The sequence below is a fragment of the uncultured Marinococcus sp. genome (assembly GCF_947493875.1).
GTDB lineage: Bacteria > Bacillota > Bacilli > Bacillales > Marinococcaceae > Marinococcus.
On the sequence record NZ_CANLSU010000004.1, the window covers coordinates 304,163 to 330,524 of the forward strand.

Annotated in this window: 24 protein-coding genes; 12 read left to right on the forward strand and 12 right to left on the reverse strand. The window is 47.5% G+C overall.

The genetic code is table 11. The annotated features are described in order from the left end of the window. Positions 1–82: 82 nt before the first annotated feature. Together ychF and Q0757_RS09830 are read right to left on the reverse strand one after the other, a co-directional pair. Positions 83–1,183 carry a redox-regulated ATPase YchF gene (gene ychF / locus Q0757_RS09825; RefSeq protein ID WP_298786776.1) on the reverse strand — a complete coding sequence of 367 codons (1,101 nt, stop codon included), beginning with the start codon at positions 1,181–1,183 and terminating at the stop codon, positions 83–85. 154 nt (positions 1,184–1,337) lie between these two features. Beyond that, entirely contained in the window at positions 1,338–1,535 is a 198-nt protein-coding gene (locus tag Q0757_RS09830) for a DUF951 domain-containing protein (protein ID WP_298786778.1), read from the reverse strand. A 200-nt stretch (positions 1,536–1,735) separates the two neighbouring features. Here Q0757_RS09830 and yyaC point away from each other — a divergent pair, with 200 nt between their 5' ends. After that, on the forward strand, positions 1,736–2,458 hold the full coding sequence (gene yyaC / locus Q0757_RS09835) for a spore protease YyaC (protein ID WP_298786780.1): 723 nt from the start codon (positions 1,736–1,738) through the stop codon (positions 2,456–2,458). Here yyaC and Q0757_RS09840 read toward each other — a convergent pair. Next, positions 2,396–3,106, reverse strand: coding sequence for a DUF554 domain-containing protein (locus Q0757_RS09840; protein ID WP_298786782.1), 711 nt, complete (start codon positions 3,104–3,106; stop codon positions 2,396–2,398). The genes yyaC and Q0757_RS09840 overlap by 63 nt on opposite strands. 277 nt (positions 3,107–3,383) lie before the next feature. Between Q0757_RS09840 and Q0757_RS09845 the strand changes: the two genes are divergently transcribed. Then, positions 3,384–3,842: an N-acetyltransferase gene (locus Q0757_RS09845; RefSeq protein ID WP_298786784.1), complete on the forward strand. Its 459-nt coding sequence runs from the start codon at positions 3,384–3,386 to the stop codon at positions 3,840–3,842. Between the two features lie 77 nt (positions 3,843–3,919). On the opposite strand, the gene Q0757_RS09850 is transcribed toward Q0757_RS09845, so the two are convergent. The 9 genes from Q0757_RS09850 to rpmH all read right to left on the reverse strand — a co-directional run bounded on the left by Q0757_RS09850 (position 3,920) and on the right by rpmH (position 12,345). After that, positions 3,920–4,768, reverse strand: coding sequence for a ParB/RepB/Spo0J family partition protein (locus Q0757_RS09850; RefSeq protein ID WP_298786786.1), 849 nt, complete (start codon positions 4,766–4,768; stop codon positions 3,920–3,922). Next, a complete protein-coding gene (locus Q0757_RS09855; protein WP_298786788.1) occupies positions 4,749–5,522 on the reverse strand; it encodes a ParA family protein in 774 nt (257 codons plus the stop codon). The genes Q0757_RS09850 and Q0757_RS09855 overlap by 20 nt, the downstream gene beginning before the upstream one ends. 40 nt (positions 5,523–5,562) lie before the next feature. Then, complete coding sequence (noc, locus tag Q0757_RS09860) at positions 5,563–6,405, reverse strand: nucleoid occlusion protein (protein ID WP_298786790.1); 843 nt, start codon at positions 6,403–6,405, stop codon at positions 5,563–5,565. A gap of 117 nt (positions 6,406–6,522) precedes the next feature. Further along, on the reverse strand, positions 6,523–7,236 hold the full coding sequence (gene rsmG / locus Q0757_RS09865; protein WP_298786792.1) for a 16S rRNA (guanine(527)-N(7))-methyltransferase RsmG: 714 nt from the start codon (positions 7,234–7,236) through the stop codon (positions 6,523–6,525). A 129-nt stretch (positions 7,237–7,365) separates the two neighbouring features. After that, positions 7,366–9,246: a tRNA uridine-5-carboxymethylaminomethyl(34) synthesis enzyme MnmG gene (mnmG, locus tag Q0757_RS09870; RefSeq protein WP_298786794.1), complete on the reverse strand. Its 1,881-nt coding sequence runs from the start codon at positions 9,244–9,246 to the stop codon at positions 7,366–7,368. A 46-nt stretch (positions 9,247–9,292) separates the two neighbouring features. Next, a complete protein-coding gene (mnmE, locus tag Q0757_RS09875; protein ID WP_298786796.1) occupies positions 9,293–10,669 on the reverse strand; it encodes a tRNA uridine-5-carboxymethylaminomethyl(34) synthesis GTPase MnmE in 1,377 nt (458 codons plus the stop codon). Between the two features lie 217 nt (positions 10,670–10,886). Continuing rightward, the gene (jag, locus tag Q0757_RS09880) at positions 10,887–11,516 is read right to left on the reverse strand and encodes an RNA-binding cell elongation regulator Jag/EloR (protein ID WP_298786798.1); all 630 of its coding nucleotides are present in this window, start codon (positions 11,514–11,516) and stop codon (positions 10,887–10,889) included. Between the two features lie 228 nt (positions 11,517–11,744). Continuing rightward, the gene (rnpA, locus tag Q0757_RS09885; protein WP_298786800.1) at positions 11,745–12,107 is read right to left on the reverse strand and encodes a ribonuclease P protein component; all 363 of its coding nucleotides are present in this window, start codon (positions 12,105–12,107) and stop codon (positions 11,745–11,747) included. A 100-nt stretch (positions 12,108–12,207) separates the two neighbouring features. Continuing rightward, positions 12,208–12,345 (reverse strand): 50S ribosomal protein L34, encoded by a 138-nt coding sequence (rpmH, locus tag Q0757_RS09890; RefSeq protein WP_079474470.1) that lies wholly within the window; start codon positions 12,343–12,345, stop codon positions 12,208–12,210. A gap of 624 nt (positions 12,346–12,969) precedes the next feature. On the opposite strand from rpmH, the gene dnaA reads away from it, so the two are divergent. The 10 genes from dnaA (at position 12,970) to Q0757_RS09940 (ending at position 26,303) form a co-directional block, all read left to right on the forward strand. Beyond that, a complete protein-coding gene (gene dnaA / locus Q0757_RS09895; protein WP_298786804.1) occupies positions 12,970–14,310 on the forward strand; it encodes a chromosomal replication initiator protein DnaA in 1,341 nt (446 codons plus the stop codon). Positions 14,311–14,456: 146 nt separating this feature from the next. Then, entirely contained in the window at positions 14,457–15,599 is a 1,143-nt protein-coding gene (gene dnaN / locus Q0757_RS09900; RefSeq protein WP_298786806.1) for a DNA polymerase III subunit beta, read from the forward strand. Between the two features lie 202 nt (positions 15,600–15,801). Then, positions 15,802–16,026 (forward strand): S4 domain-containing protein YaaA, encoded by a 225-nt coding sequence (gene yaaA / locus Q0757_RS09905; protein ID WP_022792944.1) that lies wholly within the window; start codon positions 15,802–15,804, stop codon positions 16,024–16,026. A 10-nt stretch (positions 16,027–16,036) separates the two neighbouring features. Next, the gene (gene recF, locus Q0757_RS09910) at positions 16,037–17,155 is read left to right on the forward strand and encodes a DNA replication/repair protein RecF (RefSeq protein ID WP_298786808.1); all 1,119 of its coding nucleotides are present in this window, start codon (positions 16,037–16,039) and stop codon (positions 17,153–17,155) included. Between the two features lie 13 nt (positions 17,156–17,168). Then, positions 17,169–17,453 carry an extracellular matrix regulator RemB gene (remB, locus tag Q0757_RS09915; RefSeq protein WP_298786810.1) on the forward strand — a complete coding sequence of 95 codons (285 nt, stop codon included), beginning with the start codon at positions 17,169–17,171 and terminating at the stop codon, positions 17,451–17,453. A gap of 82 nt (positions 17,454–17,535) precedes the next feature. After that, positions 17,536–19,452, forward strand: coding sequence for a DNA topoisomerase (ATP-hydrolyzing) subunit B (gyrB, locus tag Q0757_RS09920; RefSeq protein ID WP_298787028.1), 1,917 nt, complete (start codon positions 17,536–17,538; stop codon positions 19,450–19,452). A 119-nt stretch (positions 19,453–19,571) separates the two neighbouring features. Further along, on the forward strand, positions 19,572–22,040 hold the full coding sequence (gyrA, locus tag Q0757_RS09925) for a DNA gyrase subunit A (RefSeq protein WP_298786812.1): 2,469 nt from the start codon (positions 19,572–19,574) through the stop codon (positions 22,038–22,040). 155 nt (positions 22,041–22,195) lie between these two features. Then, entirely contained in the window at positions 22,196–23,221 is a 1,026-nt protein-coding gene (locus Q0757_RS09930; RefSeq protein WP_298786814.1) for an HD-GYP domain-containing protein, read from the forward strand. Positions 23,222–23,414: 193 nt separating this feature from the next. Continuing rightward, a complete protein-coding gene (gene guaB, locus Q0757_RS09935) occupies positions 23,415–24,872 on the forward strand; it encodes an IMP dehydrogenase (protein WP_298786815.1) in 1,458 nt (485 codons plus the stop codon). A gap of 192 nt (positions 24,873–25,064) precedes the next feature. Next, complete coding sequence (locus Q0757_RS09940; RefSeq protein WP_298786817.1) at positions 25,065–26,303, forward strand: D-alanyl-D-alanine carboxypeptidase family protein; 1,239 nt, start codon at positions 25,065–25,067, stop codon at positions 26,301–26,303. Positions 26,304–26,362 lie beyond the last annotated feature (59 nt).

Here is a 26,362-nt window from a genome sequence, read left to right on the forward strand (position 1 = left end):
AAAAAACGCTTATCCGTTTTTAACTCGCAAGTTAATATTATATCAGCTTGACTTTCTTTTTACAATATTCCAGCCAGAAAAATTAAACGTTGAAGCGGAAGTGAACGACGTCGCCGTCCTTAACGATATATTCCTTGCCCTCAAGCCTTACCTTGCCTGCTTCTTTGGCGCTGTTCATTGCACCTGCCTGCATCAGGTCCTCGTATCCGACAACCTCAGCACGGATAAAGCCCTTTTCAAAATCACTGTGAATCACTCCGGCTGCCTGAGGAGCCTTTGTATTTTTTCGGATCGTCCAGGCCCGGACCTCCGGTTCACCTGCAGTAAAGTACGTCTGCAGGCCAAGCAGGGAATAAGCCTCCCGGATCAGTTGGTCGAGTCCCGGCTCTTCGATGCCGAGATCCTGAAGGAATTCGCTTTTTTCTTCTCCTTCAAGCTCTGCGAGTTCTTCTTCAATTTTCCCGGAGATAACTACAACGCCTGCCCCTTCGGCTGCTGCGAATTCTTTAACGCGGGAGACGTGTTCATTGTCTTCTTCTTCCATTAAGTCGTCTTCGCTGACGTTGGCGACGTATAACACCGGCTTCATCGTGAGAAGCTGGAAGCCTTTAACAATTTTTAGCTCTTCTTCAGTCCATTCCAGGCTTCGCACGGGCTGCTCTTCCTTCAATGCTTCGACAATCTTTTCGAGTACCGCATGCTCCTGCATGGCGTCTTTATCCTTGGATTTGGCAAGCTTTGCTACTTTATCCATCCGTTTTTCCGCCGTTTCAAGGTCTGCAAGAATCAGTTCAAGGTTAATTACTTCAATATCATGGATCGGATCTATTTTCCCCGAAACGTGGGTCACGTCATCACTGTCAAAGCAGCGTACCACATGGGAAATCGCATCCACCTCCCGGATATGCGAAAGGAATTTATTGCCGAGGCCTTCTCCCTTGCTCGCTCCTTCGACAATGCCGGCGATGTCTGTAAACTCAAATGCGGTAGGAATTGTTTTTTTCGGCTGAAACATATTTGTTAACTGTTCGAGCCTGCTGTCCGGCACTTCTACAATCCCTACGTTCGGGTCGATAGTGCAGAACGGATAGTTGGCAGACTCCGCCCCAGCCTGAGTGATCGCATTGAACAATGTTGACTTCCCGACATTTGGAAGTCCGACTATACCTGTTGTTAAAGCCATTTATTATTTCCTTCTTTCTTTCAGTTAATATTTCTCTAAACATAACAAAGAGGACAACCGCAGCTGTCCTGAAAAGCAACTCTTTATCGTTAGTATATTGCTTTGAGTATAGTATAATTTCACTTTTGCGACAACAAGAGCAGCTTTACCGGAATTATTCGAGCACCTTTTTTACCTTTTTACTGAACTCTTTTCTTGGAAGCATAACGCTGTGCCCGCATCCTTCGCATTTAATCCGGATATCGGCGCCCATCCGGATAATTCTCCAGCGGTTTGCCCCACATGGGTGCTGTTTCTTCATTTCTACAATACTGTTGATATCAAAAGGCTGCTTCTCCACCATGAGTCCCATTTTCTCCTTTCTTCTCATTTCACCTGAATGCTTCGATACTTTTCATCCTATCGCACTCCGCCAAAAACCTCAATTAAACTGTCATCTTCCTGTTTTAGGGCGGCTGCTGCTTAAATATGCCAGTTATTTTTATCCAAACGCGGGTATAGGAGGCTAATACAATTATTTTTAGAAAGGATTCTGGAAGGGAGTTATCTGCTATGGGGAAAAAATCTGTTTCACGTGAAGCCTATCGTACTCACTGCCACGTCAGCATGGAAGAGCCCGGAAGTGCTGGAGAGCTGGCGGATTGCCTTGCCGGTCATATCCGGGAGCGTGTCACAGATGAAGATATCATCCTGGTCTGTATTGGCACAGACCGCTCCACTGGAGATTCTCTCGGGCCACTAACCGGAAGCAAGCTTCTTGAAAAGCAACTGGAAAACTTTTATATATACGGCACTCTTCAGTACCCGGTCCACGCTGTTAACCTGGAAGAAACGCTTTCCAGCATTGCAGCAGAGCATCCGCATGCTTTTATAATCGCTGTGGACGCCTGTCTTGGCTATCTTCAGAATGTAGGGAAGGTTACTTTAAATGAAGGCGGAGTGACTCCGGGAGCTGCAATGAAAAAGAAGCTCCCGATGGTTGGAGACATGCATATTAACGGCATAGTAAATGTCAGCGGGATGATGGAATACTTTGTACTGCAAAATACCCGGCTGTATACTATCGACACGATGGCTTCATTAATAGCAGAAAGCTTTCTCCTCGCCGACCGGTCAATATCAAAGCAGCACGTTCTCCAGGAGGAAGAAAGCACCACCCCTGCGGTTACTTTTCACGATGATGACGATCATGCCCGCTTTCTCCGGGAGGCTTCATCCGCCGAACAGACGAATGATAAACACAAAAAAAGCCACCATTGGTATCGCCGGAAGTAGATTGGCTACCCGGATTTCTAACAGGCCTGCGAGCTTTAATCCGATAGCGATAATCATCACGCCTCCGGTAGCCGTCATTTCAGTAACAAAGGTATCCATTGCCTCCTGCGGCACCAGCCTGTCAATTTGGACAGCAAAAAGAGCGATGGAGCCCTGGTAAATAACGACCGGAATAAACGAAAATAACACTCCAACACCCATCGTCGTCGTAAAAATAAGCGCTGAAAATCCATCGAGCATTGATTTTGTAAATAAAACATCATGCTCCTGGCGCAGACCGCTGTCCATTGCCCCAAGTACCGCCATCGCTCCCACCACATATACCAGCGTGGCGGTTACAAAACCCTTGGCTACTGTATTCTCTGTATCGCTCTTTCCTATTCGTCTTTCCACCCACTGGCCAATAGATTCCAGACCGTCTTCGATTCGCAGGCGCTCTCCTGCCCAGGCTCCAGTCACCAGACTACCCACGACGATTAAAAATTGTTCTGTCTGCAGCCCCATCTGGATCCCGAGAAGGACAACTGCCAACGCCAGCGCCTGCATAATGGTGGTTTTCATTCTTTCCGGTATACGGTGAAACAAAAGCCCCATCAATGATCCGATAATAATAGTCACTCCATTGACCAATGTTCCTGTCAGCACCATAAATGTCCGCTCCCTTTTGTTTCTTTATTTCTATTTTTTTAGTATTATTTGTGTGCTCTTCCGCTTTATTCCTTCCTGAATGAACGACATTTTATCCATCCTGCTCAAAAACAGCATACGCCCCTACACATGGACTGTCCTCTTTCCATTAACAATTGGACTTTAAATATTTTACTATAAAATGAACCGAAGCGGGACTATCTTAAAACGGCAAAGATTCCATAGCTGAAGTCTTTTATCGTTCTTTCCGCCTCTTTCATTTTAAGGAGAGATTATGATGATCGTCCTGTTACCTAACCATAAATACAATACTGCTAAAAATATACTTGCTTTGCAGCAGCAATCCTATTATACAGAAGCTGTACTTATCGACAATTTTGATATCCCTGCTCTGAATGAAAGTGTGGAATCTATCCGTTCCTCGAAGGAAACCTTTATTGGCTATTTTGTAGAAGGCGTCCTTCGCGCTTTTATTGCTTATGAATACCAGAAGAAAAAACTGCAAATCACAAGACTCGTCGTCCATCCGGATTTTTTCCGGCGGGGCTTTGCCTCTTATCTGTTGAAATATCTGTTAAACCACCATCTCGACACATTAATCTACGTCTGCACCAGCGAAAAGAACCAGCCGGCAATCGATCTTTATCATTCGTTCGGGTTTGTCATTTCCCGTACATTCAGCCTTTCCGACGGGCATCCAATGGTAGTGCTTGAGCGTCATTCCTCCTATACCTGACATTTCTCACCCGCTTTTATCCTTTGAACCATAAAAATGAGCAAAGGCTCCCGGCTGATGAACCGGAAGCCTTTGCTCTATTCTTTTTCTTCGCTCAGAAGCTGAAGAATCCGATCCAGGTCCTCATCTGAAAAGAATTCGATCTCAATCTTTCCTTTATTTTTTCCCTGCTGAATAGAAACAGAGGTGCCAAAGTACGATTGGAGCTCCTCTGCTTTTTGTTCCAGGAAAGGAGAGGCTGGCTGTTTTTGCTTTGTTTCACGTGGAACACCTTCGTTCATCTGCTGAACAAGTGCTTCTGTCTGTCTGACATTGAGTGCCTGCTTAACAATTTGTTCGCTTACCTTCACCGCAAGCTCTTTCTTTTTCAATCCAAGAAGCGTTCTGGCATGCCCCATGGAGATTTCTTTTGTCTCAACAAGCTTTTGCACTTCTGTCGGCAGCTGCAGCAGCCGGATATAGTTGGCAATGTGCGGTCTGCTTTTTCCGAGCCGCTTGGAGAGCTCATCCTGAGTAATATCGAGTGATTCCACCAGACGCTGATACGCATGGGCTTCTTCTAATGGATTCAGATCTTCCCGCTGCAGATTTTCAATTAAAGCAACTTCCATCATCCGCTCATCGCTTAAATCCTTTACGATCGCCGGAATTTCTTTCAGGCCTGCTGCCGAGGCAGCACGAAAACGCCGTTCTCCGGTAACAATATCGTACCCTTTAATACTTTTACGGACGAGAATTGGCTGCAAAACACCAAACTCCGCCACAGAATGCTTCAGCTCTTCAATCGCTTCTGCTTCAAATCGTTTTCTCGGCTGATAAGGGTTCGGCCGTAATTCCTGTACTGGTACGGCAGTGATTTGATCTTCGTTGCCGCCTGTTTCTTCCGGGAAAAAAGCGTTCAATCCTCTACCTAGACCTTTGGCCACCAGCAACCACTTCCTTTGCTAATTCTAAATAGACCTCGGCACCCTTAGACTTTGCGTCATACATAATAATGGGAAGACCGTGGCTTGGAGCTTCCCCGAGACGTATATTCCGGGGAATAATCGTTTCGAATACTTTTTCCTGAAAATATTTTTTTACTTCTTCTATGACCTGAAATCCAAGATTAGTTCTTGCATCGAGCATCGTAAGCAGGACGCCCTCGATTTCCAGGTCATGGTTTAAGTGCTTTTGCACAAGCCGGACAGTATTGAGCAGCTGGCTCAGTCCTTCCAGAGCGTAGTACTCGCACTGCACAGGGATTAAAATCGAATCTGAAGCGGAAAGTGCGTTAATCGTTAAAAGTCCAAGGGAGGGAGGGCAATCGATTATTATGTAGTCGTACTGCGCAGCCACATCCTTCAATGCATTTTTCAGCCTGATTTCCCGGGAAATAGTGGAGACCAGTTCAATTTCTGCCCCGGACAGCTGTATGGTGGCAGGCACTACGTCCAGCTGTTCCAAAGCAGTGCCCCGGACAATATCACGAATATCTGTGTCTTCAACGAGGACGTTATATATGCATTTTTCAACGTCCCCTTTTTCAATGCCGGCCCCGCTGGTGGCGTTGCCCTGCGGGTCAATGTCCACAAGAAGTACCCGCTGTCCTACATGTGCCAGACAGGCACTAATGTTTACTGCTGTTGTTGTTTTCCCAACGCCGCCTTTCTGGTTGGCGATAGCAACAGTTTTTGCCATCGATACACCTACTTTCCCAGTTCCTTGCTGTTCTTCTTATTTACTGCTTCGATTTTGGTATTCGAATAGTCACCTGATAATAACCATCATAGTCTTCTTCATCCGTATCGATTGCCATGCCGCTTTTTGTCACCATGTCTATCGACTCCCGGATCGTATTTAAGGCAATACGGGTATCCCTGGATACGTGTTTTTTCGGCTGCTTTGTCTTTTTCGGCTTTGGATCAAGCAAAGCAGCAATCTTATCCTCCGTCTGTTTTACGTTCCAGTCCTTTTCAATGGCTTCATCAACGATCTGATTCTGGCGTTCTGCCTCCGGCAGCTTCAGAAGTGCTCTGGCATGCCGTTCGGTAATTTCTTTTTCGGACAGCTTCTCCTGAACGTATTCAGACAAATGCAGCAGACGAAGCTTGTTAGCAATGGTGGACTGGCTTTTTCCCAGCCGCTGCGCCAGACTTGCCTGCGTAAGCTGGTTCATTTCCAGCAGCCTGGCGTATGCGGCTGCCTCTTCAAGCGCTGTTAATGCTTCCCGCTGCAGGTTTTCAATGAGCGCAATGGAAGCTGTCTGGGTATCATTAAATTCTTTCACCAGAGCCGGTATCTCTTTCCATCCAAGCTTCTGCGACGCGCGCCAGCGCCTTTCCCCGGCAATAATTTCATAGCCGCCGGACTGCTTTCTGACCGTTATTGGCTGCAAAAGGCCATGCGTCTGCAGCGATTGGGCTAATTCCGAAAGCTTTTCATCTGAAAAGATCGTTCGCGGCTGAAAAGGATTCGCCATGATCTGATGAATAGGAATCATTTTGACTTCGTGTTCATTAATGCCGCTTTTTTCGGCCTGGTTGTCCCCCAGGCCGAACCATTTTTGAATAGACTGTTTCATACCCGTATATCACCTCACTTAAAAACTGCGGCCCTTGTTGCTTCACTTCTGGAGTTCGTACATTTGCTATTTTCATTCTATCACGTTTCTAAAGGTTGTCGAATGAGCCGTGAGTGATTATAAAGGATTTTTTGCCGGGGTTCCTGGTTTTCTCGGATACGCTTTTGGGGTTTTTTTCTTTTTTTCGAATGTTAAAAGCACCCGTTCACTCTGTTCTTCCGGGAGCTTCATTTTCTTCGGTGCCGCTGCTGCTGCTTCCAATTTTACCAGGGCGTTTTCCGCCTCATGCAGTTCTTCTTCTCCGCTTGCTCCCTTCCACGCGATGAAAACACCTCCCGGTTTTACAAACGGCAGGCAGAGTTCAAGCAGCACCGGAAGCTTGGCCACGGCCCGGGCGCTCGCTGCGTCAAACTGATCCCGGTACGCCTTTTGACGTGCGAGCTGCTCGGCCCTGTCATGGACGAGGGTCACCCCTTCAAGCCCGAGTTCACTGACAATTTCTTCTAAAAAACCGATGCGTTTTTTTAAAGAGTCGACGATGGTAACCTGAAGCTCCGGAAAGCAAATCTTAAGAGGCAGACTTGGGAAGCCGGCTCCCGAACCGACATCGATCAGGCTTCCCTCTGCCTTAAAGGCCGCCAGGGAAGCTCCGGTAAGGGAATCATAAAAATGTTTTTCATATACCTCCCGTTCTTCAGTAATGCCTGTCAGGTTCATACGCTCATTCCATTCGACAAGCAACTGGTAATACTGCTCGAACTGCTTTTTCTGCTTATCGTCCAAAGAAATATGTATGGCTTCGAGCCATTCGGGAAACTTTTCTTTACTCATTCTTTTCTTTCCTGCCCTTCACTGGATAATACGACAACGCCCAATCCCCTCGTGTCTCCACTTCAGAAAGACGGCGTATCTTGAAAAAAAGCCCCTGCTTTCGGTAAGCAGGGGCTTAATCACGCACTGTTACGTTGTTGCCATACGGCCCTGTTCAATATACACAAGCAGTATAGATATATCGGACGGATTTACCCCGGATACCCGGGACGCCTGGCCGACAGAAAGCGGGCGTACTTCTGAAAGCTTTTGTCTCGCTTCAATTGCAATACCGGAAATGGAATGGTAATCGATACTCTCCGGAATTTTCTTCTCTTCCATTTTCTTCATCCGCTCGACCTGTTCAAGCTGCTTGGAAATATATCCTTCGTATTTCACCTGGATTTCCACCTGCTCAGCTACATCCGGCGCAATAGACGACGGTGCGTCTGCAAATGGAGCAACGTCCGCATAACCGATTTCCGGCCGCTTCATCAGATGGGCTGCCGAAGCTGCTTCCTTCATCGCTGTAGAGCCCCGGGAGATGAGCATGTCATTAATTTCTTCATGCGGCTTCAGGGTAAAGCTTTCCAATCGTTTTTTCTCGGCCTCGATCGCTTCTTTTTTATGCACAAATCTTTCGTAGCGGGCCTCCGGAACCAATCCGATCTCGCGGCCGATTTCGGTTAAACGCAGGTCGGCGTTATCATGACGGAGAAGCAGACGGTATTCCGCCCTCGACGTTAACAGACGGTATGGTTCGTTGGTGCCCTTCGTGACCAGATCATCGATCAACACACCAATATAGGCATCCGAACGGTCCAGGATAACGCCTTCCCTGCCCTGTGCTTTGCGGGCTGCGTTGATTCCGGCCATAATTCCCTGCCCGGCGGCTTCTTCATATCCGGACGTACCGTTAATCTGTCCGGCAGTAAAGAGACCTTCCACGGTTTTTGTTTCAAGGGTCGGCCACAGCTGCGTCGGTACAATGGCATCGTATTCGATCGCATAACCCGGACGCATCATTTTTACATTTTCAAGTCCCGGGATCGTTTTGAGTATGCCGAATTGAATGTCCTCCGGAAGACTGGTCGACAGTCCCTGCACGTATACTTCATCTGTATTTCTGCCTTCAGGCTCGAGGAAAATCTGGTGCTTCGGTTTATCATTAAAACGGACGATTTTGTCCTCAATTGAAGGACAGTACCTCGGACCAGTGCCTTCAATCATACCGGAATACATTGGGGAGCGCTGCAGATTGTTTGTAATCAGCTCATGCGTTTCTGCGCCGGTATAGGTGAGCCAGCACGGCAGCTGATCGGTAATAAATTCCACCGTTTCGTAGGAAAAGGCCCTCGGCTGCTCATCACCGGGCTGGATCTCCGTTTTGCTGTAATCGATGGAGTTGCTGTTCACCCGCGGCGGCGTTCCGGTTTTGAACCGGACCATATCAAGACCGAGCGCTTTAATGCTGTCCGACAAATTGATGGAAGGCTGCATGTTATTCGGACCGCTTTCGTACGCGAGTTCTCCGAGAATAATTTTGCCGCGCAGATAAGTGCCTGTTGTCACTACAACCGATGAAGCATAATAGCTCGCGCCAGTGTTAGTAACTACGCCCTTGCATACGTTATCTTCAACGATCAGTTCCTCCACCAGGCCCTGGCGGATCGTTAAATTATCTGTGTTCTCAAGGGTCCGCTTCATTTCCTGCTGATAAAGAAACTTATCCGCCTGCGCACGGAGCGCCTGTACCGCAGGACCCTTTCCTGTATTAAGCATCCGCATCTGGATGTGCGTTTTATCAATATTTTTCGCCATTTCTCCGCCGAGCGCATCAATTTCGCGGACGACAATTCCTTTTGCCGGCCCTCCCACAGACGGGTTGCACGGCATAAACGCTACGGCGTCCAGGTTCAGCGTCAGCATCAATGTACTTGCCCCCATGCGTGCAGAAGCAAGCCCTGCTTCTACACCCGCATGTCCGGCGCCGATGACAATCGTGTCATAATTTCCTCCGTTGTAACTCATTACGGTTCCTCCTTCTAGTATTACCCTCCGCCTGCAGCGGATGTATCTATTTTCCGAGACAAAACTGGGCAAACAGCTGATCAATTAATCCGTCATGCACGTTTTCTCCGACAATTTCTCCGAGCTGTTCCCAGGCCCGGGTAATATCAATTTGTACCATATCTACAGGCACTCCCATTTCCACAGCCTCCAGAGCGTCATTCACCGAACGTTTTGCCTGGTTCAACAACCCAATATGACGGGCATTGGACAAATAATTCATGTCCGCTGCCTCTACTCCTTCATCAAAAAAGAGGTGGGCGATGGCTTCTTCAAGGCTGTCGATGCCTTCATCATTCAGAAAAGAAGCGGTAATGATCGGCCGGCCGGATGTATACTCCCGGAGTTCTTCCTCATCCACCTGTTTGGGGAGATCCGTTTTATTCATTATAACAATAACATTCATGCCTTGAACTGCCTGAAATAATGCTCGGTCTTCATCGGACAGCGGCTCTGCACTGTTGATGACAAGAAGGATCAGCTCCGCCTCCTGCAGCACCTGGCGGGAGCGCTCTACGCCGATCTTTTCCACAATATCTTCAGTTTCACGTATGCCGGCGGTGTCAATTAAACGAAGGGGGACCCCCCGGACGTTTACATACTCCTCGAGCACGTCTCTCGTGGTGCCGGGCACTTCCGTTACAATTGCTTTATTTTCATGCACCAAATTATTCATCAGGGAGGATTTTCCTACGTTCGGCCGGCCAATAATCGCTGTGCCGAGCCCTTCCCGCATAATTTTTCCCTGCCGGGCTGTAACGAGCAGCTGGTCAATCTCTTCGCCGACAAACGCTACATTTTCCTTTAAAACATTCGTCGTCACAACATCCGCATCAAATTCAGGGTAGTCAATATTCACTTCCACATTGGCCACTGTTTCGAGAAGCTTCTGGCGAAGCTTACGGATCCGTTCAGAAAGTCTTCCTTCAACCTGCTTTAAAGCACTCTGCATGGCCCGGTCGGTTTTGGCTCTGATCAGGTCCATGACACCTTCTGCCTGCGTCAGGTCAATGCGCCCGTTTAAAAATGCCCGTTTCGTAAACTCTCCAGGCTCCGCCAGCCGTGCTCCCTGACTTAATACGTTATCAAGGACACGATTGACTGAGACGAGCCCTCCGTGACAGTTAATTTCCACAATATCTTCTCTTGTAAATGTTTTTGGGGCCCTGAGAACAGAAATCATGGATTCTTCAATCACGGAGCCGTCCGCCGGGTCGATAATATGCCCGTAATGGATCGTATGAGTTTCCACTTCATGAAGAGACTTTTTGCCCTTATACACATGATCCGCAATAGCAAGCGCCTCGTCTCCGCTCAGGCGGACTATCGCAATAGCCCCTTCTCCGCTCGGAGTGGAAATCGCAGCAATCGTATCTGTTTCCATTCATCAACCCTCCCTGGGTTTTTTCATCTATTAGACACACGAAAAGGACGACACCTCTTTTCGGCATCGTTTTCGTCGTTTCCTTATATGCTTCTAACTAAATAGAATATCATATGAAAGCATTTCGCAAAAGGTTTTTATCCACATGTGGATAACCTGTGTATATCTGCCTATTTAAAAAACCGCCCGGTAGTCCCAGGCGGCAGTTTCTTTTATTTTAGCTTTTCTTTTCAACGGGAGTAATTACTACATGGCGTCTTGGTTCTTTTCCTGACGACGTTGTTTCAATGCTGTTGTGCTGGTGCAGGGTCTGATGAATAATTTTTCGCTCCGCTGCGTCCATGGGCTCAAGTTTAATTGTTCTGGATTCCCGGAGTGCTTTCCCAGCCATCCGGTCTGCAAACCGCTGCAGTGATTCTTTTCGTTTCCCACGATAATTTTCAGCGTCAAGTACAATATGCTGTTTGGCATCAGCATATTTATTGGCAGCTGTGTTTGTAAGATGCTGGAGCGCATCGAGGGTTTTTCCGCGTTTTCCAATCAGCAGGCCCAGCGAAGAGCCTTTGATCTCCATCGCAGTATGCTTTCTTGAGATCTGTACTTCCACTTCTGCTTCCACATTCATAGCCTGAACCAGGTCTTTTAAGTATGCAGCCGCTTCCTCCACAGGATCGATTCGAAGAATTACTTCAACAGAAGCCTGCTTCGCTCCAATACCCAAAAATCCTTTTCTTGGTTCTTCAAGCACCTGATACTCGATACGGTCTATTGTCGTTTCCCATTTCTGTACAGCCGTATCCAAAGCTTCTTCTACTGTTTTCCCGGAAACCTTCATCGATTGGTTCACCGTTACCCCGCCCTCCTCGTTCCTTACGTTGCTCAGTGCCTTATTTTCGTTTATTACGGGCATGGCTATATCACGTATGCCGCATATACATATATGTGTAAGATAATTTGAAGTTCATTTACGCATGGCTCCTGTAAACAATTTCTTCAGTACCAGCGGAAATTCCTCTATTTTAAAAGTATTTTCGCTTCCGCCCGCTGCCGGTACAGAAACGAAAACAGCTTTTTTCTATTTTTTGGGCTTTGCTTTACCTGAGTTTAACAAACCGGCCTTTTTAAATACATGGGTCAGACTTTTTTTCGTTTCATGGTAGTCCATATCCGCTACTGGTTTCCTCGCTATTACTACCAGGTCGTAGCCTCCTTGGATCCGGGGCTCAAGCTCCGATACAGCTTCGCGCAGATAGCGCTTGATCCTGTTGCGCATGACGGCGTTTCCCATTCGCTTACTGACGGTGAGTCCTGCCCGGTAATGAACCTGTTCGTCTTTTTTTAAGGTATAAAGCACAAATTGCCGGTTGGCAAAGGAAGTTCCGTGCGCAAAAATATAGCTGAACTCGTGATTCTTTTTTAAACGATTTTGCTTTTTCATCACCCGGTTCCCCTTTTTCCTATAATAACCGCCGGCATTTTTATTTTTCGTTCCGGCTGAAGACAGAAAAAAAGACCACTGGATAGAATCCGTGGCCTTCTTATGCAGATAATACTTTTCTACCTTTACGACGACGATTTTTCAAAACCTGACGACCGTTCTTTGTTCCCATTCTCGCACGGAAACCGTGTACTTTTTTACGCTTCCGGTTGTTAGGGGTAAATGTTGGTTTTCCCATAGTGTATCGCACCTCCTCAAGGAGTAATAAACGTTCGAAAACATTCCCGTAAATTATATAGAGAATAAGAAAAACTGTCAACCACCCCCTGGGCGATACCGGCAGCTGTTTTTCCTATGTTTGTACACAGCAATTCTTTGTTACTGTGTGGATAGATAAAAGCGAACATAAAAAATGCCCACAGCGTTATAAACAACTTGTACACATAATCTAGTGCTGTGGATAGTTTCTATACACAAGTTCTTGAGTTTGTGGATAAACAAATATGTTCCCGTTGTTATTCGTCTTTTTATTTGCTATTATGGATTAAGTTTCTGTTAATAACATTTCATACAATGCAACCTTATCCACAGCTGTTGATAACTTTGTGGATAATTTTCCACAGCCATTGGACAATGTTATTCACAGCCCTGTGCATTATGTGTATTTCTTTTTTTACATAATTTTATTATTATTCCAAAATAATTTTATACCGTATACAATATGCATTTCCCGCATATTCACTTATTGGGTTTCTTTCTTTCACCATGATAAGATAGAAGCCTTTTCTGTCTTTCCAGCGATTTGAGTCTTCAGCCAAACCATTGTATACTGCTAAGCCTGTACGAGAGGAGTGCGTCCTTATTGGAAAATATTACTGATTTATGGAACCAGACATTGGAACTAATGCAGGAAAAAGTAAGTAAACCAAGCTATGAAACGTGGTTGAAAGCAACAGAGGCCTCGGATCTTCAAGGAGATACCGTCATTATTGAAGCACCGAACGAGTTTGCCCGTGATTGGCTTGAGAGCCGTTATACAAACCTGATTACTGACGCTTTAGAAGATATCACCGGATCCGCGCTTCAGGTAAAATTTGTGATCCCGCAGGCTGAAGCCCCGGTGGAAAATGAACCAGCGCCCCTAAAAGCAGCTCCGTCCGTTTCCAGCCAGGACCCTCCAAAGAGCATGCTGAATGATAAATACTCATTTAATACTTTCGTGATCGGCTCCGGGAACCGTTTTGCCCACGCTGCATCGCTTGCAGTAGCTGAAGCACCGGCCAAAGCGTACAATCCATTGTTTATTTACGGCGGGGTCGGCCTTGGAAAAACCCACTTGATGCATGCCATCGGCCATTACGTTATTGATCATAATCCCAATGCCAAGGTAATGTATTTGTCCTCTGAAAAGTTTACCAACGAGTTTATCAACGCTATCCGGGACAACAAAGCTGTGCATTTCCGGAACAAATATCGAAACGTCGATGTACTGCTCATCGACGATATTCAGTTTTTAGCGGGAAAAGAGCAGACCCAGGAGGAGTTTTTCCACACCTTCAATGCTCTTCATGAAGAAAGCAAGCAAATTGTCATTTCCAGTGACCGCCCGCCAAAGGAAATACCAACGCTTGAAGACCGGCTCCGATCCCGGTTTGAATGGGGATTAATCACTGATATCACGCCGCCGGACCTGGAAACAAGAATCGCTATTCTGCGTAAAAAAGCAAAGGCGGAAATGCTTGATATTCCAAACGAGGTCATGCTCTATATTGCCAATCAAATTGATACAAACATTCGTGAACTTGAAGGGGCGCTCATCCGTGTTGTCGCTTATTCTTCGTTGATCAATCAGGACATGAATGCTGACCTCGCAGCTGAAGCCTTGAAAGATATCATTCCTACCGCCCAGCCTAAGACAGTCACTATTGAGCACATCCAGGAACGGGTGGCGACCCAGTTTCAGATGCCTGTGCCGGAATTAAAAGCAAAAAAACGTACGAAGAGCATTGCTTTTCCGCGTCAGATCGCCATGTATCTGTCCAGGGAAATGACCGATGCCTCACTGCCGAAAATCGGCGAGGCTTTTGGCGGCAGAGACCATACGACAGTCATTCATGCCCACGAAAAAATATCAAATCTAATGTCTACAGACACAGAACTGCAAAAAACTGTCCAGGGAATCATCGATCAATTACGCACATAGGTGTGGATAACACCCTGAAGTTATACACAACTTACTCACAGGGGCAAATGCCTGAATTGGCAGTTCAAATCTTATTTATCCACATTACTAACAAGCCCTACTACTATTACTACTTTAAAAACAATATATATAAAGGGAGATGACCTATGCATTTCACCGTCAATCGAGATCAATTTGTGCAACATGTACAAAACGTAAATAAAGCTGTCTCCTCCAGAACGACAATTCCGATACTGACTGGAATTAAAATCGTTGCAGCCGCCGATGGAGTAACGTTAACCGGCAGCGATTCTGACATATCCATTGAAACGTTCATTCCAACAGAGGAGAACGATACTCAGTATGTTCAGGTGCACGAGCAGGGGAGCATTGTACTTCAGGCCCGCTTTTTTGCAGAAATAGTGAAAAAGCTTCCGGGAGAAGAGATCGAAGTGGTGGTACAGGATCAGTTTGCCACTACGATTCGTTCGGGCTCTGTCGTGTTTAACCTGAACGGTCTGGACCCGGAAGAATATCCACGGCTTCCAAAGCTTGATGATACAAATATGTTCCATCTGCCACAGAGCTTACTCAAGGATATGATCCGCCAGACAGTTTTTGCCGTGTCAGCCCAGGAAACGCGACCGGTACTGACAGGTGTAAACCTTGAAAGCGAAAACGGAGAACTCATCTGTACTGCTACAGACAGTCACCGGCTCGCTCTCCGGAAAGCCAGTCTCGAGGCAGGTTCAGACGCTCCTGATTTATCCAACATTGTCATTCCGGGTAAAAGCCTGAATGAATTAAGCCGTCTGCTGAGCGATGATGATTCCACTGTCGAAATTATTATCACGGAAACCCAGGTAATGTTCCGTTTTCCACATCTTCTGTTTTATTCCCGGCTTCTTGACGGCAAATATCCGGTGACTAAAAATATGATCCCTTCTGAAACCAAAACCGGCGTGGAGCTGTCCACAAAGGAATTACTGCAGTCACTCGACCGGGCACTGCTGCTTTCAAGAGAAACGAAAAACAACGTAATCAACTTAAAAACACTTGGAGACGGAAGGGTCGAGATTAACTCCGTTTCTTCCGAAATTGGGAAAGTGACGGAAAACATCGATTGTGATAAAATAGACGGAGAAGAGCTTCGCATTTCGTTTAACGGAAAAAATATCACAGATGCCCTAAAAGTAATCGACAGTGAAAAAATTCATATTCAATTTACCGGGGCGATGAGCCCGTTTGTAGTGCGTCCGACAGACCATGATCAGATGCTGCATTTATTCTCCCCGGTCCGCACGTATTAAAAGTCGAACAATTATACGGCCTTTTGTATAAAACAGGAGGCCGTTTTTCTTATGTTAAGCTGACAGGGAATGTGAAACGAATAGTGCGATATACTGGCATTTTCCGCTTATTTTTAGTAAAATATAGAGTATGAATGAAATATGTTCGGAAACAGGCAGAAGTAATAATTATGCTTTAATATCCGGCGTCGGGAGGATCGATATGGGAGAGGCGATTAATATCACAACCGAATATATAACACTCGGCCAGTTCCTCAAAGAAGCTGGAATCATCGATACAGGTGGCATGGCAAAGTGGTTTCTCTCTGAATTCGCTGTGGAAGTGAATGGAGAAGAAGAAGCCCGCAGGGGAAGAAAGCTGTATCCAGGGGACGTAGTGGAAGTCGAAGAGAACGGAAGCTTCACTATCGGTACCGGCGAAGGATGAGCACAGGCCTGTGTATGTAAAAAATATTCGGCTCAAGCAGTATCGCAACTACGGTGATATTGCCCTGCAGATAGAGAACACCGTAAACGTTATTGTCGGGGAAAATGCCCAGGGAAAAACAAACCTGATGGAAGCCATTCATATGCTTGCTTTTGCGAAATCCCACCGGACTTCCAAAGACAGGGAGCTGATTGGCTGGGATCACGACTTTGCCCGTATCGAAGCTTCAGTAGAGCGGGAGCAGCGTCATGTTGATCTTGAGGTTATTCTTTCGGCTAAAGGAAAAAAGGTAAAAAAGAATGGCATCGAACAAAAAAAGCTAAGTGAATATATAGGCGCATGCAACGTCGTCATGTTTGCCCCGGAGGATTTGAACCTTGTAAAAGGCGGGCCGAATATGAGGCGGCGTTTTATTGATATGGAGATTGGTCAGATCAGCCCGGTGTACCTGCACGATCTTTCCAAGTATCAGCGTATTCTAAAGCAGCGCAACCAGCTGCTGAAGGGCATGTTTCCCGCACCGAGCCGGGAACAGGAATTAACACTTGAGGTCATCGACGAGCAATACATTGAAGCAGCCGTAAAAGTAATCCAGCGGCGTTACGGATTTTTGCAGCAGCTTGAAGGATGGGCCTCAGAGATTCATACACGGATCACACAGGACCGCGAGCAGCTTAAGCTGCAGTACGACCCCTCTGCAAACATTCATGCGGAAATGGAAGCCTCAGTACTCGCTGAACAGCTTCGCGCAGAGCTTGAGCGCCGCAGAGAAAATGAAATCCGGCGGGGACTGTCGCTTGCAGGGCCGCACCGGGATGAAATGAAGCTTCTGGTCAACGACAGGGACGTACAGACTTACGGCTCCCAGGGCCAGCAGCGAACAGCTGCCTTATCGTTAAAAATGGCAGAGATAGAGCTGATCCGGTCTTACGTAGGGGAGTATCCCATCCTGCTGCTTGATGACGTCCTCTCTGAACTGGATCAGCATCGGCAGTCTCATTTACTGGACGCGATCCAGGGAAAAGTACAGACCTTTGTTACAACAACAAGCATTGAAAGCATCAAGCACGAGACAATCGAGCGGGCAACGGTATTTACGGCCCGCCAGGGACAATTGGAAAAACAGTAGGTGGTGAATCACATTGTTTATACATTTAGGCGACGGCACTGTAATACGTTCAAAAGACGTTATCGCTATTTTAGACAGCAACAGCCAGGATTCTTCAAGCATTACAAGACAGTTCCTGCAGGCAGTGGAAAATGATGATAAAGAACAAATTGCAGATTCCGAAGCAAAGTCCGTCGTGGTTACAAAAGAGAAGGTTTATTTCTCCCCTATTTCTTCGTTAACGCTGAAGCGCAGATCGCAGATTATTTCAGAATATGATGAATATCATGAAGAAATACAGTCTGCCAAAGAAAACTGAGCATACGGAGTGATGAAAACGACGGCAGGTAATTACGTACTAAACGCGAGAGTTGATCCCGCAGGAAGCGAAGGTGAACAGATTGTCGATGAACCAAAATTCATACGATGAAAATCAAATCCAGGTACTTGAAGGACTCGAAGCAGTCCGGAAACGTCCAGGCATGTATATCGGCTCTACAACGTCCAGAGGACTTCACCATTTAGTGTGGGAGATCGTTGATAACAGCATTGATGAAGCCATGGGCGGCTATTGTGACCAAATATATATCACGATCGAAGAAGACAACAGCATTACCGTGGAAGACAACGGCCGTGGTGTGCCTGTCGGCATGCACGAAAAAATGGGGCGTCCGGCCGTGGAGGTTATTATGACCGTGCTTCACGCCGGCGGTAAATTTGGCGGCGGGGGCTATAAAGTTTCCGGCGGGCTTCACGGCGTGGGAGCGAGCGTAGTGAACGCTCTTTCCGAAACGCTTGATATCGAAGTCCACAGAGAAGGCGAAATCTATCAGCAGGCTTACCGCCGCGGTATTCCGCAGCACGACCTTGAAACCGTCGGTAAGACAGATAAACGGGGAACGAAGATCCGCTTTAAACCGGACCCGGACATCTTTGAAGAAACAACCGAGTTTGAATTTGAAACGCTCACCACCCGTGTACGCGAACTTGCATTTCTTAACCGCGGGCTCCATATTACGTGTACCGATAAACGCACGGAGGAAGAGCAGGTCCAGACCTATCATTACGAAGGCGGCATTGCTTCCTTTGTGGAATACCTGAATCGTCAGAAGGACACACTCCACAAAGAGCCGATTTTTCTTGAAGCAACCCGCAACGATATTCAGGTGGAAGTAGCCATGCAGTACAACAATGGATATACGAGCAATGTATATTCGTTTGCAAATAATATTAATACCCATGAAGGCGGTACCCACGAGTCGGGATTCCGGACGGCACTGACGAGAGTTATTAACGACTATGCCCGCAGAAACAGCCTGTTCAAAGAAAACGATCCAAACTTAATCGGAGACGATGTACGTGAAGGCCTCGTTGCGATTGTCAGCGTGAAAATTCCGGATCCGCAGTTTGAAGGACAGACAAAAACAAAATTAGGGAACGGGGAAGCCCGTACCATTACAGATTCATTATTCTCGGAGCATTTTTCGAGGTTTATGAGCGAAAATCCGGACACAGCCAGGACGATCGTAGAAAAAGGACTGATGGCCTCAAGGGCACGGGATGCTGCGAAAAAAGCAAGGGAATTAACCCGCCGTAAAAGTGCCCTCGAAGTCAGTTCGCTTCCGGGAAAACTGGCCGACTGCACCTCAAAGGATGCAGCGAGCAGTGAGGTGTATATCGTCGAAGGGGATTCTGCCGGCGGTTCAGCCAAACAGGGACGGGACCGGCATTTCCAGGCTATTTTGCCGCTTCGCGGAAAAATTCTGAACGTGGAAAAAGCGCGCCTGGATAAAATTCTTGCCAACAATGAGATCAGAACCATTATTACAGCTCTCGGAACAGGAATCGGCAACGAATTTGACATCGAAAAGGCACGCTATCACCGCATTATTATTATGACGGATGCCGATGTGGACGGAGCCCATATCCGGACACTTCTGCTAACCTTCTTTTACCGTTACATGCGGCCGCTGCTTGAAAGAGGATACATTTATATTGCCCAGCCGCCTCTGTATAAGGTCCAGCAGGGCAAATACGTTCGCTATCTCTTTTTCGAGCGTGAACTTCAGCCTGCACTGGCTGAGCTTCCGGCGCAGCCAAAACCAAATCTTCAGCGCTATAAAGGACTTGGGGAAATGAATCCGACCCAGCTTTGGGAAACGACCATGGATCCGGATTCAAGAACGACGATGCAGGTGACGCTTGAAGAAGCAATGGTGGCCGATGAAGTGTTTGAAACACTGATGGGCGATCACGTAGAGCCGCGTCGTGACTTTATTCAGGAAAACGCGCATTACGTACAGAACCTCGACGTGTAAGAGCCGTTATTAAGGTGAAACAAAGAAACCCCCGCAAAAGATTAAAGCGGGGGTTTCTATCGAATATAGCAGAAACAGGCACTTCAGCCTGCTGGAATAGAAAGTAGGAGGTTACTGCAATGGCAGAAAACGAATCCAGAGTCACGGAGATTGGTATTGGCGAGGAAATGCGGACCTCGTTTTTAGACTACGCGATGAGTGTTATCGTCAGCCGGGCCCTCCCGGACGTTCGTGACGGAATGAAGCCGGTGCACCGGCGTATTTTATTTGCAATGAGCGAACTCGGCATGACGCCGGAAAAACCGTTCCGGAAATCGGCCCGTATTGTTGGTGACGTTATCGGTAAATACCATCCGCACGGCGACTCCGCGGTTTATGAAACGATGGTGCGGATGGCCCAGGATTTCAGCTACCGCCACCCAATCGTTAACGGTCACGGAAACTTCGGTTCCGTGGACGGAGACGGAGCAGCAGCAATGCGTTACACTGAAGCGAAAATGTCTAAAATATCGCTTGAGATGGTCCGCGATATTAACAAAGACACAATTGATTACCAGGAAAACTATGACGGCAACGAGCGGGAGCCTGTGGTTCTGCCGGCGCGTTTCCCGAACCTGCTGGTCAACGGCACCTCCGGAATCGCCGTAGGCATGGCTACCAATATTCCACCGCACCGTCTTGAAGAAGTTATTGACGGAGTGCTCGCCCTGAGTGAAGATCCTGATATTACAGTAGAAGAGCTGATGGACTATATTCCCGGGCCGGATTTTCCAACGGCTGCTTCCATTTTAGGTCGCTCCGGCATCCGGAAGGCTTATCAGACGGGCAAAGGCTCAATAATCATCCGTTCGCACGCCTACATCGAAGAGGATAAAAAGGGTAAGGAAACAATCATTGTAGATGAGCTGCCATATCAGGTGAACAAAGCCCGGCTGGTGGAGCGGATTGCAGAGCTTGTGCGCGATAAAAAAATCGATGGCATTACTGATCTGCGCGACGAATCAGACCGTAACGGCATGCGGGTCGTCGTGGAAGTACGAAGAGATGCCAACGCCAACGTTATTTTAAATAACCTGTACAAGCAGACGGCGCTGCAGACGAGCTTTGGTATTAACATGCTGGCTCTTGTGAACGGCCAGCCGAAGGTGCTGAACCTCAAGGAATGTCTGTATCACTACCTCGAGCACCAAAAAGTAGTTATTAGGCGCCGGACTGCTTTTGAACTTCGAAAAGCAGAGGCCCGGGCCCACATTGTGGAAGGCCTGCGGGTGGCGCTTGACCATCTGGATGCGGTGATTGAACTGATCCGGGGATCGGAAACCACAGACATCGCAAGAAACGGTTTGATGGACAACTATGATTTGAGTGAAGATCAGGCTCAGGCTATTCTCGACATGCGTCTGCAGCGTTTAACCGGACTCGAAAGAGATAAGATTGAACAGGAGTACCGGGAGCTGATGGAGCGGATCCGGGAGCTGAAGGAAATTTTGGCTAACGAAGAACGGGTGCTCGAAATTATCCGGGAGGAGCTTACCGAAGTGAAGGAAAAATTCGGTGATGACCGGCGGACACGTCTCGAAGCCGGAGAGAATTCCATCGAAGATGAAGACCTTATTCCGCGGCAGGATGTAGTAGTCACTATCTCGCATCAGGGCTACATTAAACGTATGCCGATTGATACGTACCGGAGCCAGCGCCGCGGTGGACGCGGGGTCCAGGGAATGGGCACAAACGAAGATGACTTTGTAGAGCATCTGCTGACGACCAATTCCCACCAGACCATTCTTTTCTTCACCAACAAAGGGAAAGTATACCGTCTGAAGGCTTACGAAATTCCTGAATTAAGCCGTACGGCTAAAGGGATTCCGTTAATTAATCTCCTCCAGATTGATAAAGGGGAGTATATCAGCACCGTCATTCCGATCGAGGAATTCTCGGAAAACGCTTATCTTTTCTTCCTGACGAAAAAAGGAATTTCGAAAAGAACCGTTCTCTCTGCCTTCTCAAATATCCGTAAGGGCGGCCTGTTCGCTATTAACGTCCGGGAGGACGATGAGCTTCACGGCGTACGGCTTACCTCCGGAGATGATTCCTTAATCATCGGCACAAAGCAGGGAATGTCCATTCACTTTGATGAAGAGGACGTGCGCTCGATGGGGCGGACCGCTTCCGGAGTTAAAGCAATTTCGCTTCGTGAGGATGACGAAGTAGTAGGTATGGATATTTCAGTGGAGAATGAAATGATCCTGATGGTGACAAACAAAGGATACGGGAAGCTTACCTCAATTGAAGAATTCAGTAAGCAGAACCGTGGCGGAAAAGGGTTAAAGGCGATTAAACTCACAAGCCGCACGGGAGAACTCGCAGCGATGCGTTCAGTACCGTTGGACATTGATCTGATGGTGATGACCATTCACGGGGTTGTTATCCGGATGCAGGTTGGTGACGTTTCAAGACTCGGCCGGTACGCCCAGGGCGTGCGACTTATCCGCCTTGATAAAGGCGAAGCTGTGTCCACAGTAGCACCTGTAATTGAACACGAAGCTGCCGAAGAAGAAAATGTTCCAGCAGAATCAGAAGAAGAATAATTTGAGACCCGGCCGTATTTTAAACGGCCGGTCTTTTTTATGTGAAAAATGGAATTTTATTCTAAAATTCTGTATAAGAACGGTGAAAGTAGTGGTATTTTTCAAGGAAAATAGTAAAATAGAATTATTATATCAGGAAGAATGGAGGAGTCTCCATGCGAATACATATTAATCAGGCAGTGCCAGGATGCGTGCTGGTGAATGATGTCTATGCAGTGAATGAAACGCCGGTGGTCAGAAAACAAACGGCGCTGACAGAGCATTTAGTCGATATTATCAAACAGTTTCTTGTGGAGTATATTGAAGTAAAGCCGGTGCTTGTCAACGGTGATCCCTTTTCTCCAGCGGAAGAGACTGAGACAGCCAGAGAGCATCGGCCGGTGTTTGAAGACGTTTACGATACAGCGGTGGAGGCTCATGAAGCCATGTGGCGCTCCTGGACAGCCGGAGCTCCCATCGAAATGAAAAAAGCACGGGCGGTTGTTGCCCCCCTGCTCGAGGATATTGAAGAAAACGCTTCTCATATATTTACAAGCTACCAGTTTGCAGAGCTGGAAAAGTACGAGAGTCATCATGCGGTATCGGTGGCGCTTTTGGCTGCGCTGCTGGCTAAAAAGCATGGCTGCAGCCAGAAGGAATGGCTCGGAGCGGCACTCGCCGGGCTCTTGTGTGACGCTTCCCTGGCCAGAGTTTCTGCTGCAGAGCGGCAGAAGGCGGGAAAGCATCCAATTCAGAGCTACCAGATGGCGAAGGCTACCGGATTGATCAGCGATGAGGTATTGCTTGCTATTTTGCAGCACCATGAACGCGAAGACGGAAGCGGTTATCCACTTGGGATGAAAGGCGGCAAAATATATGTGCTGAGTAGCATCGTAGCAGCGGCAGACATGTATCACGCCATGGCAGGCGAACGGCTGGAAAATGAGGGAAAATCGGCTTTTCATGCGATGCGTGAGCTGACGATGCAGTCGTTTGGAAAGCTTCCTCCTGCTGTAGTGGAAACATTAACAGAGCAGTTCATTACTGTAATGACCGGAAAGAAGGTGCAGCTCGCCGACGGCAGCTCTGCTTCGATTGTGCACCTGGACCGCCGTGAGATAGAATATCCGCTGGTTCAGCTTGAGCAAGACGGGCAGGTCGTTCAGCTGAATGAAAAATCAGCCATCCATCATGTGATCTAGCATGGTGGATCCAGCTTTGTAATCCTTTACATAATTATTAGCGCCTGTTTATAAATTTTCGGAAAAATAAAACATATTCCTTTTACTTCTGAGACTGGCCCAAACGTGATAAGATATTAGAAATAAATATAGTTACAGGCAGCAGGGCAGTGAGAAATCCTGTAAAATCAACCATTTTGAAGGAGGAAGATTCGTGCGAGCAGATAAGTTTTCCCAAGAAGGTCTAACGTTTGATGACGTTTTATTGTTACCGGCAAGATCTGATATTCATCCAAGGGATGTATCAGTACGGACATCGTTAACCGATAAGCTTCCTTTAAATATTCCTGTTGTAAGTGCTGGAATGGATACAGTGACGGAAGCAGATATGGCGATTGCGATGGCGCGGGCCGGCGGTCTCGGTATAGTGCATAAAAACATGTCTATCGAAGCCCAGGCAGAAATGGTGGACCAGGTGAAGCGTTCAGAAAGCGGAGTTATTACGAATCCTTTCTTCCTTCATCCCGACCACCAGGTGTTCGATGCAGAGCATCTCATGGGGAAATACCGCATTTCCGGTGTACCGATCGTGGACGAGAACCAAAAGCTGGTGGGAATCATTACGAACCGCGACCTCCGCTTTATTGAAGATTATTCGATCGGAATCAAAGAGGTGATGACCTCTAACAACCTCGTTACAGCCCCGGTCGGAACCACGCTTGAGGAAGCGGAGGACGTACTGCAGAAACACAGAATTGAAAAGCTTCCTCTTGTAGAAAAGGATAGTACGCTGAAGGGCCTTATTACGATTAAAGACATCGAGAAGGTAATCGAATTCCCTCATTCAGCGAAGGATACCCAGGGAAGACTGCTTGTCGGAGCGGCTGTTGGAGTGAGCGCTGATACAGATAAACGCGTGGAAGCTCTGGTTAAAGCAGAAGCCGATGCTATTGTGATCGACACTGCCCACGGCCATTCCAAAGGCGTGCTTGATAAAATTGCAGAAATCCGCCACAGCTATCCTGAGGTTGTGCTGATAGTCGGCAACGTAGCTACAGCTGAAGGAACCAGGGATTTAATCGAGGCAGGAGCCGATATTGTAAAAGTCGGCATCGGCCCGGGCTCGATATGTACAACCCGCGTAGTAGCGGGCGTGGGTGTTCCGCAGATCACCGCTGTATATGAGTGTGCAGAAGAAGCGGACAAGCATAATGTACCGATTATTGCCGACGGCGGAATCAAATATTCCGGCGATATCGCCAAAGCTCTGGCTTCCGGTGCTCATGCAGTTATGCTCGGCAGCCTGCTTGCAGGAGTGACAGAAAGTCCCGGAGAACGTGAAATTTATCAGGGCCGCCAGTTTAAGGTCTACCGCGGCATGGGCTCGATGAGCGCTATGGAGCAGGGAAGCAAGGACCGCTATTTCCAGGAAAACAGCCAAAAGCTTGTACCGGAAGGCATTGAAGGCCGTATTCCTTATAAAGGCCCACTGAAGGACACGATTCATCAGCTGCTCGGTGGCTTGAGGGCCGGCATGGGCTACTGCGGTACCCCAACGATCTCATCTTTGCGTGAAGATGCCCGTTTTGTACGGATTACCAACGCCGGCCTGCGGGAAAGTCACCCTCATGACGTTCAGATTACAAAAGAAGCACCAAACTACTCTTCCTAAGAATGAAGGACGGGGGCCAGTGGCTCCCGTCTTTTTTAATGTAAGAAGTATTTCCCGGGAAATATTTGTGGATGCTGTCGGATACAGACGGCTTTATAAAAGGAACAATGGCAGGTATGTTTTAAAATGGGGCTGTGGTAAAATATGCGATAGCAAAACACCACGGAGGTGCAGAGATTGAGGAGAAATAAGTTGAAAACAGCAGGTGTTTCCTGCGTGGCGGCTGCAGCCATATGGATGTTCGGCAGCACGCCGGCTCAAGCGGCAGAGCCTGATATAGAAGCCAGTGCTTCTATTATGATAGATGCAGACACGGGGCAGGTAGTTTTTGAAGACAATACCGATGAGCTGCTTCCTGCAGCCAGCATGTCCAAAATGATGACAGAATACATAGTAAACAAAGCAATCGAAGACGGAGATATCAACTGGAGCGATGAAGTAACAATCAGCGATAAAGTCCGCGAACTTTCTCTTCAGACAAATTTATCCAACGTGCCTCTTCGCCAGGACGAAGCCTATACGGTCGAAGAGCTCTACGAGGCTATGGCCATTTACTCTGCGAACGGAGCAACGATCGCCCTGGCAGAACACATTGAAGGCAGTGAGGCAGCTTTTGCCGACCGGATGAATCAGCAGGCCGGGGAGCTTGGCATGGAGAATTATGAATTTGTAAATGCGACCGGGCTGAATAATTCTACGATGATGGGCTACGCCCCGGAAGGCAGCGAAGAAAATGCAGAAAACATGATGTCAGCAAACGATACTGCCCTGTTGGCTTATCATCTTTTGGATGAGTACCCTGAAGTGTTGGATGTGGCAGGCATTCCTAAAAAAACATTCAACGAAGATTCGGAAGAACCAATCGATATGATTAACTGGAATAAAATGCTCCCGGGGCTTGAACAGGAATACGAAGGAGTGGATGGCCTGAAAACAGGTACCACTGATCTGGCTGGAAATGCCTTTACCGGGACAATCGAACAGGACGGCAACAGATATATATCGGTAGTGATGAACGCAGAAACGAAGATGTCGCGTTTTACCGAAACGGCTAAACTATATGATTACGCTGAAAGAGAGCTAAAAAGCCAGACCCTCGTGGAAAAAGGGGCAGAAATCGATGGGGAATCCTCCATTGAAATCGAAGGCGGACAGGAAGAAAGCATAGATGTGACAGCTGGAGAAGAGCTCGGGTTGATTTCGTCAGAGGAAATAGAACCGGAATATGAGATTGCTGTCTCCAAAAATGAAGCCCCGATTGAAAAAGGGGAAGAAGTTGGGACAGTGGTTGTTACCAACAGCGAAGCCTCATATGTGCAGGACGGCGCTAGTCGCACAGAAGTGCCTCTGATAGCGGATGAAGCTGTAGAGAAGCGCGGATGGTTTGGAAATATTGTTCAGAGCGTCAGCAACCTTTTCAGCAGCGTCTAGCACGCAGCGGCTGGAAAATAAAAGCTGGCAGAAATGCTTTTTTGGCTGCAAACAAGATG

Bases quoted from the DNA above. Each gene is read 5' to 3' on its own strand.
- ychF (WP_298786776.1), bottom strand. From the start codon at position 1,183: ATGGCTTTAACAACAGGTATAGTCGGACTTCCAAATGTCGGGAAGTCA.
- Q0757_RS09830 (WP_298786778.1), bottom strand. From the start codon at position 1,535: ATGGGACTCATGGTGGAGAAGCAGCCTTTTGATATCAACAGTATTGTA.
- yyaC (WP_298786780.1), top strand. From the start codon at position 1,736: ATGGGGAAAAAATCTGTTTCACGTGAAGCCTATCGTACTCACTGCCAC.
- Q0757_RS09840 (WP_298786782.1), bottom strand. From the start codon at position 3,106: ATGGTGCTGACAGGAACATTGGTCAATGGAGTGACTATTATTATCGGA.
- Q0757_RS09845 (WP_298786784.1), top strand. From the start codon at position 3,384: ATGATCGTCCTGTTACCTAACCATAAATACAATACTGCTAAAAATATA.
- Q0757_RS09855 (WP_298786788.1), bottom strand. From the start codon at position 5,522: ATGGCAAAAACTGTTGCTATCGCCAACCAGAAAGGCGGCGTTGGGAAA.
- noc (WP_298786790.1), bottom strand. From the start codon at position 6,405: ATGAAACAGTCTATTCAAAAATGGTTCGGCCTGGGGGACAACCAGGCC.
- rsmG (WP_298786792.1), bottom strand. From the start codon at position 7,236: ATGAGTAAAGAAAAGTTTCCCGAATGGCTCGAAGCCATACATATTTCT.
- mnmG (WP_298786794.1), bottom strand. From the start codon at position 9,246: ATGAGTTACAACGGAGGAAATTATGACACGATTGTCATCGGCGCCGGA.
- mnmE (WP_298786796.1), bottom strand. From the start codon at position 10,669: ATGGAAACAGATACGATTGCTGCGATTTCCACTCCGAGCGGAGAAGGG.
- rnpA (WP_298786800.1), bottom strand. From the start codon at position 12,107: ATGAAAAAGCAAAATCGTTTAAAAAAGAATCACGAGTTCAGCTATATT.
- rpmH (WP_079474470.1), bottom strand. From the start codon at position 12,345: ATGGGAAAACCAACATTTACCCCTAACAACCGGAAGCGTAAAAAAGTA.
- dnaN (WP_298786806.1), top strand. From the start codon at position 14,457: ATGCATTTCACCGTCAATCGAGATCAATTTGTGCAACATGTACAAAAC.
- yaaA (WP_022792944.1), top strand. From the start codon at position 15,802: ATGGGAGAGGCGATTAATATCACAACCGAATATATAACACTCGGCCAG.
- gyrA (WP_298786812.1), top strand. From the start codon at position 19,572: ATGGCAGAAAACGAATCCAGAGTCACGGAGATTGGTATTGGCGAGGAA.
- Q0757_RS09930 (WP_298786814.1), top strand. From the start codon at position 22,196: ATGCGAATACATATTAATCAGGCAGTGCCAGGATGCGTGCTGGTGAAT.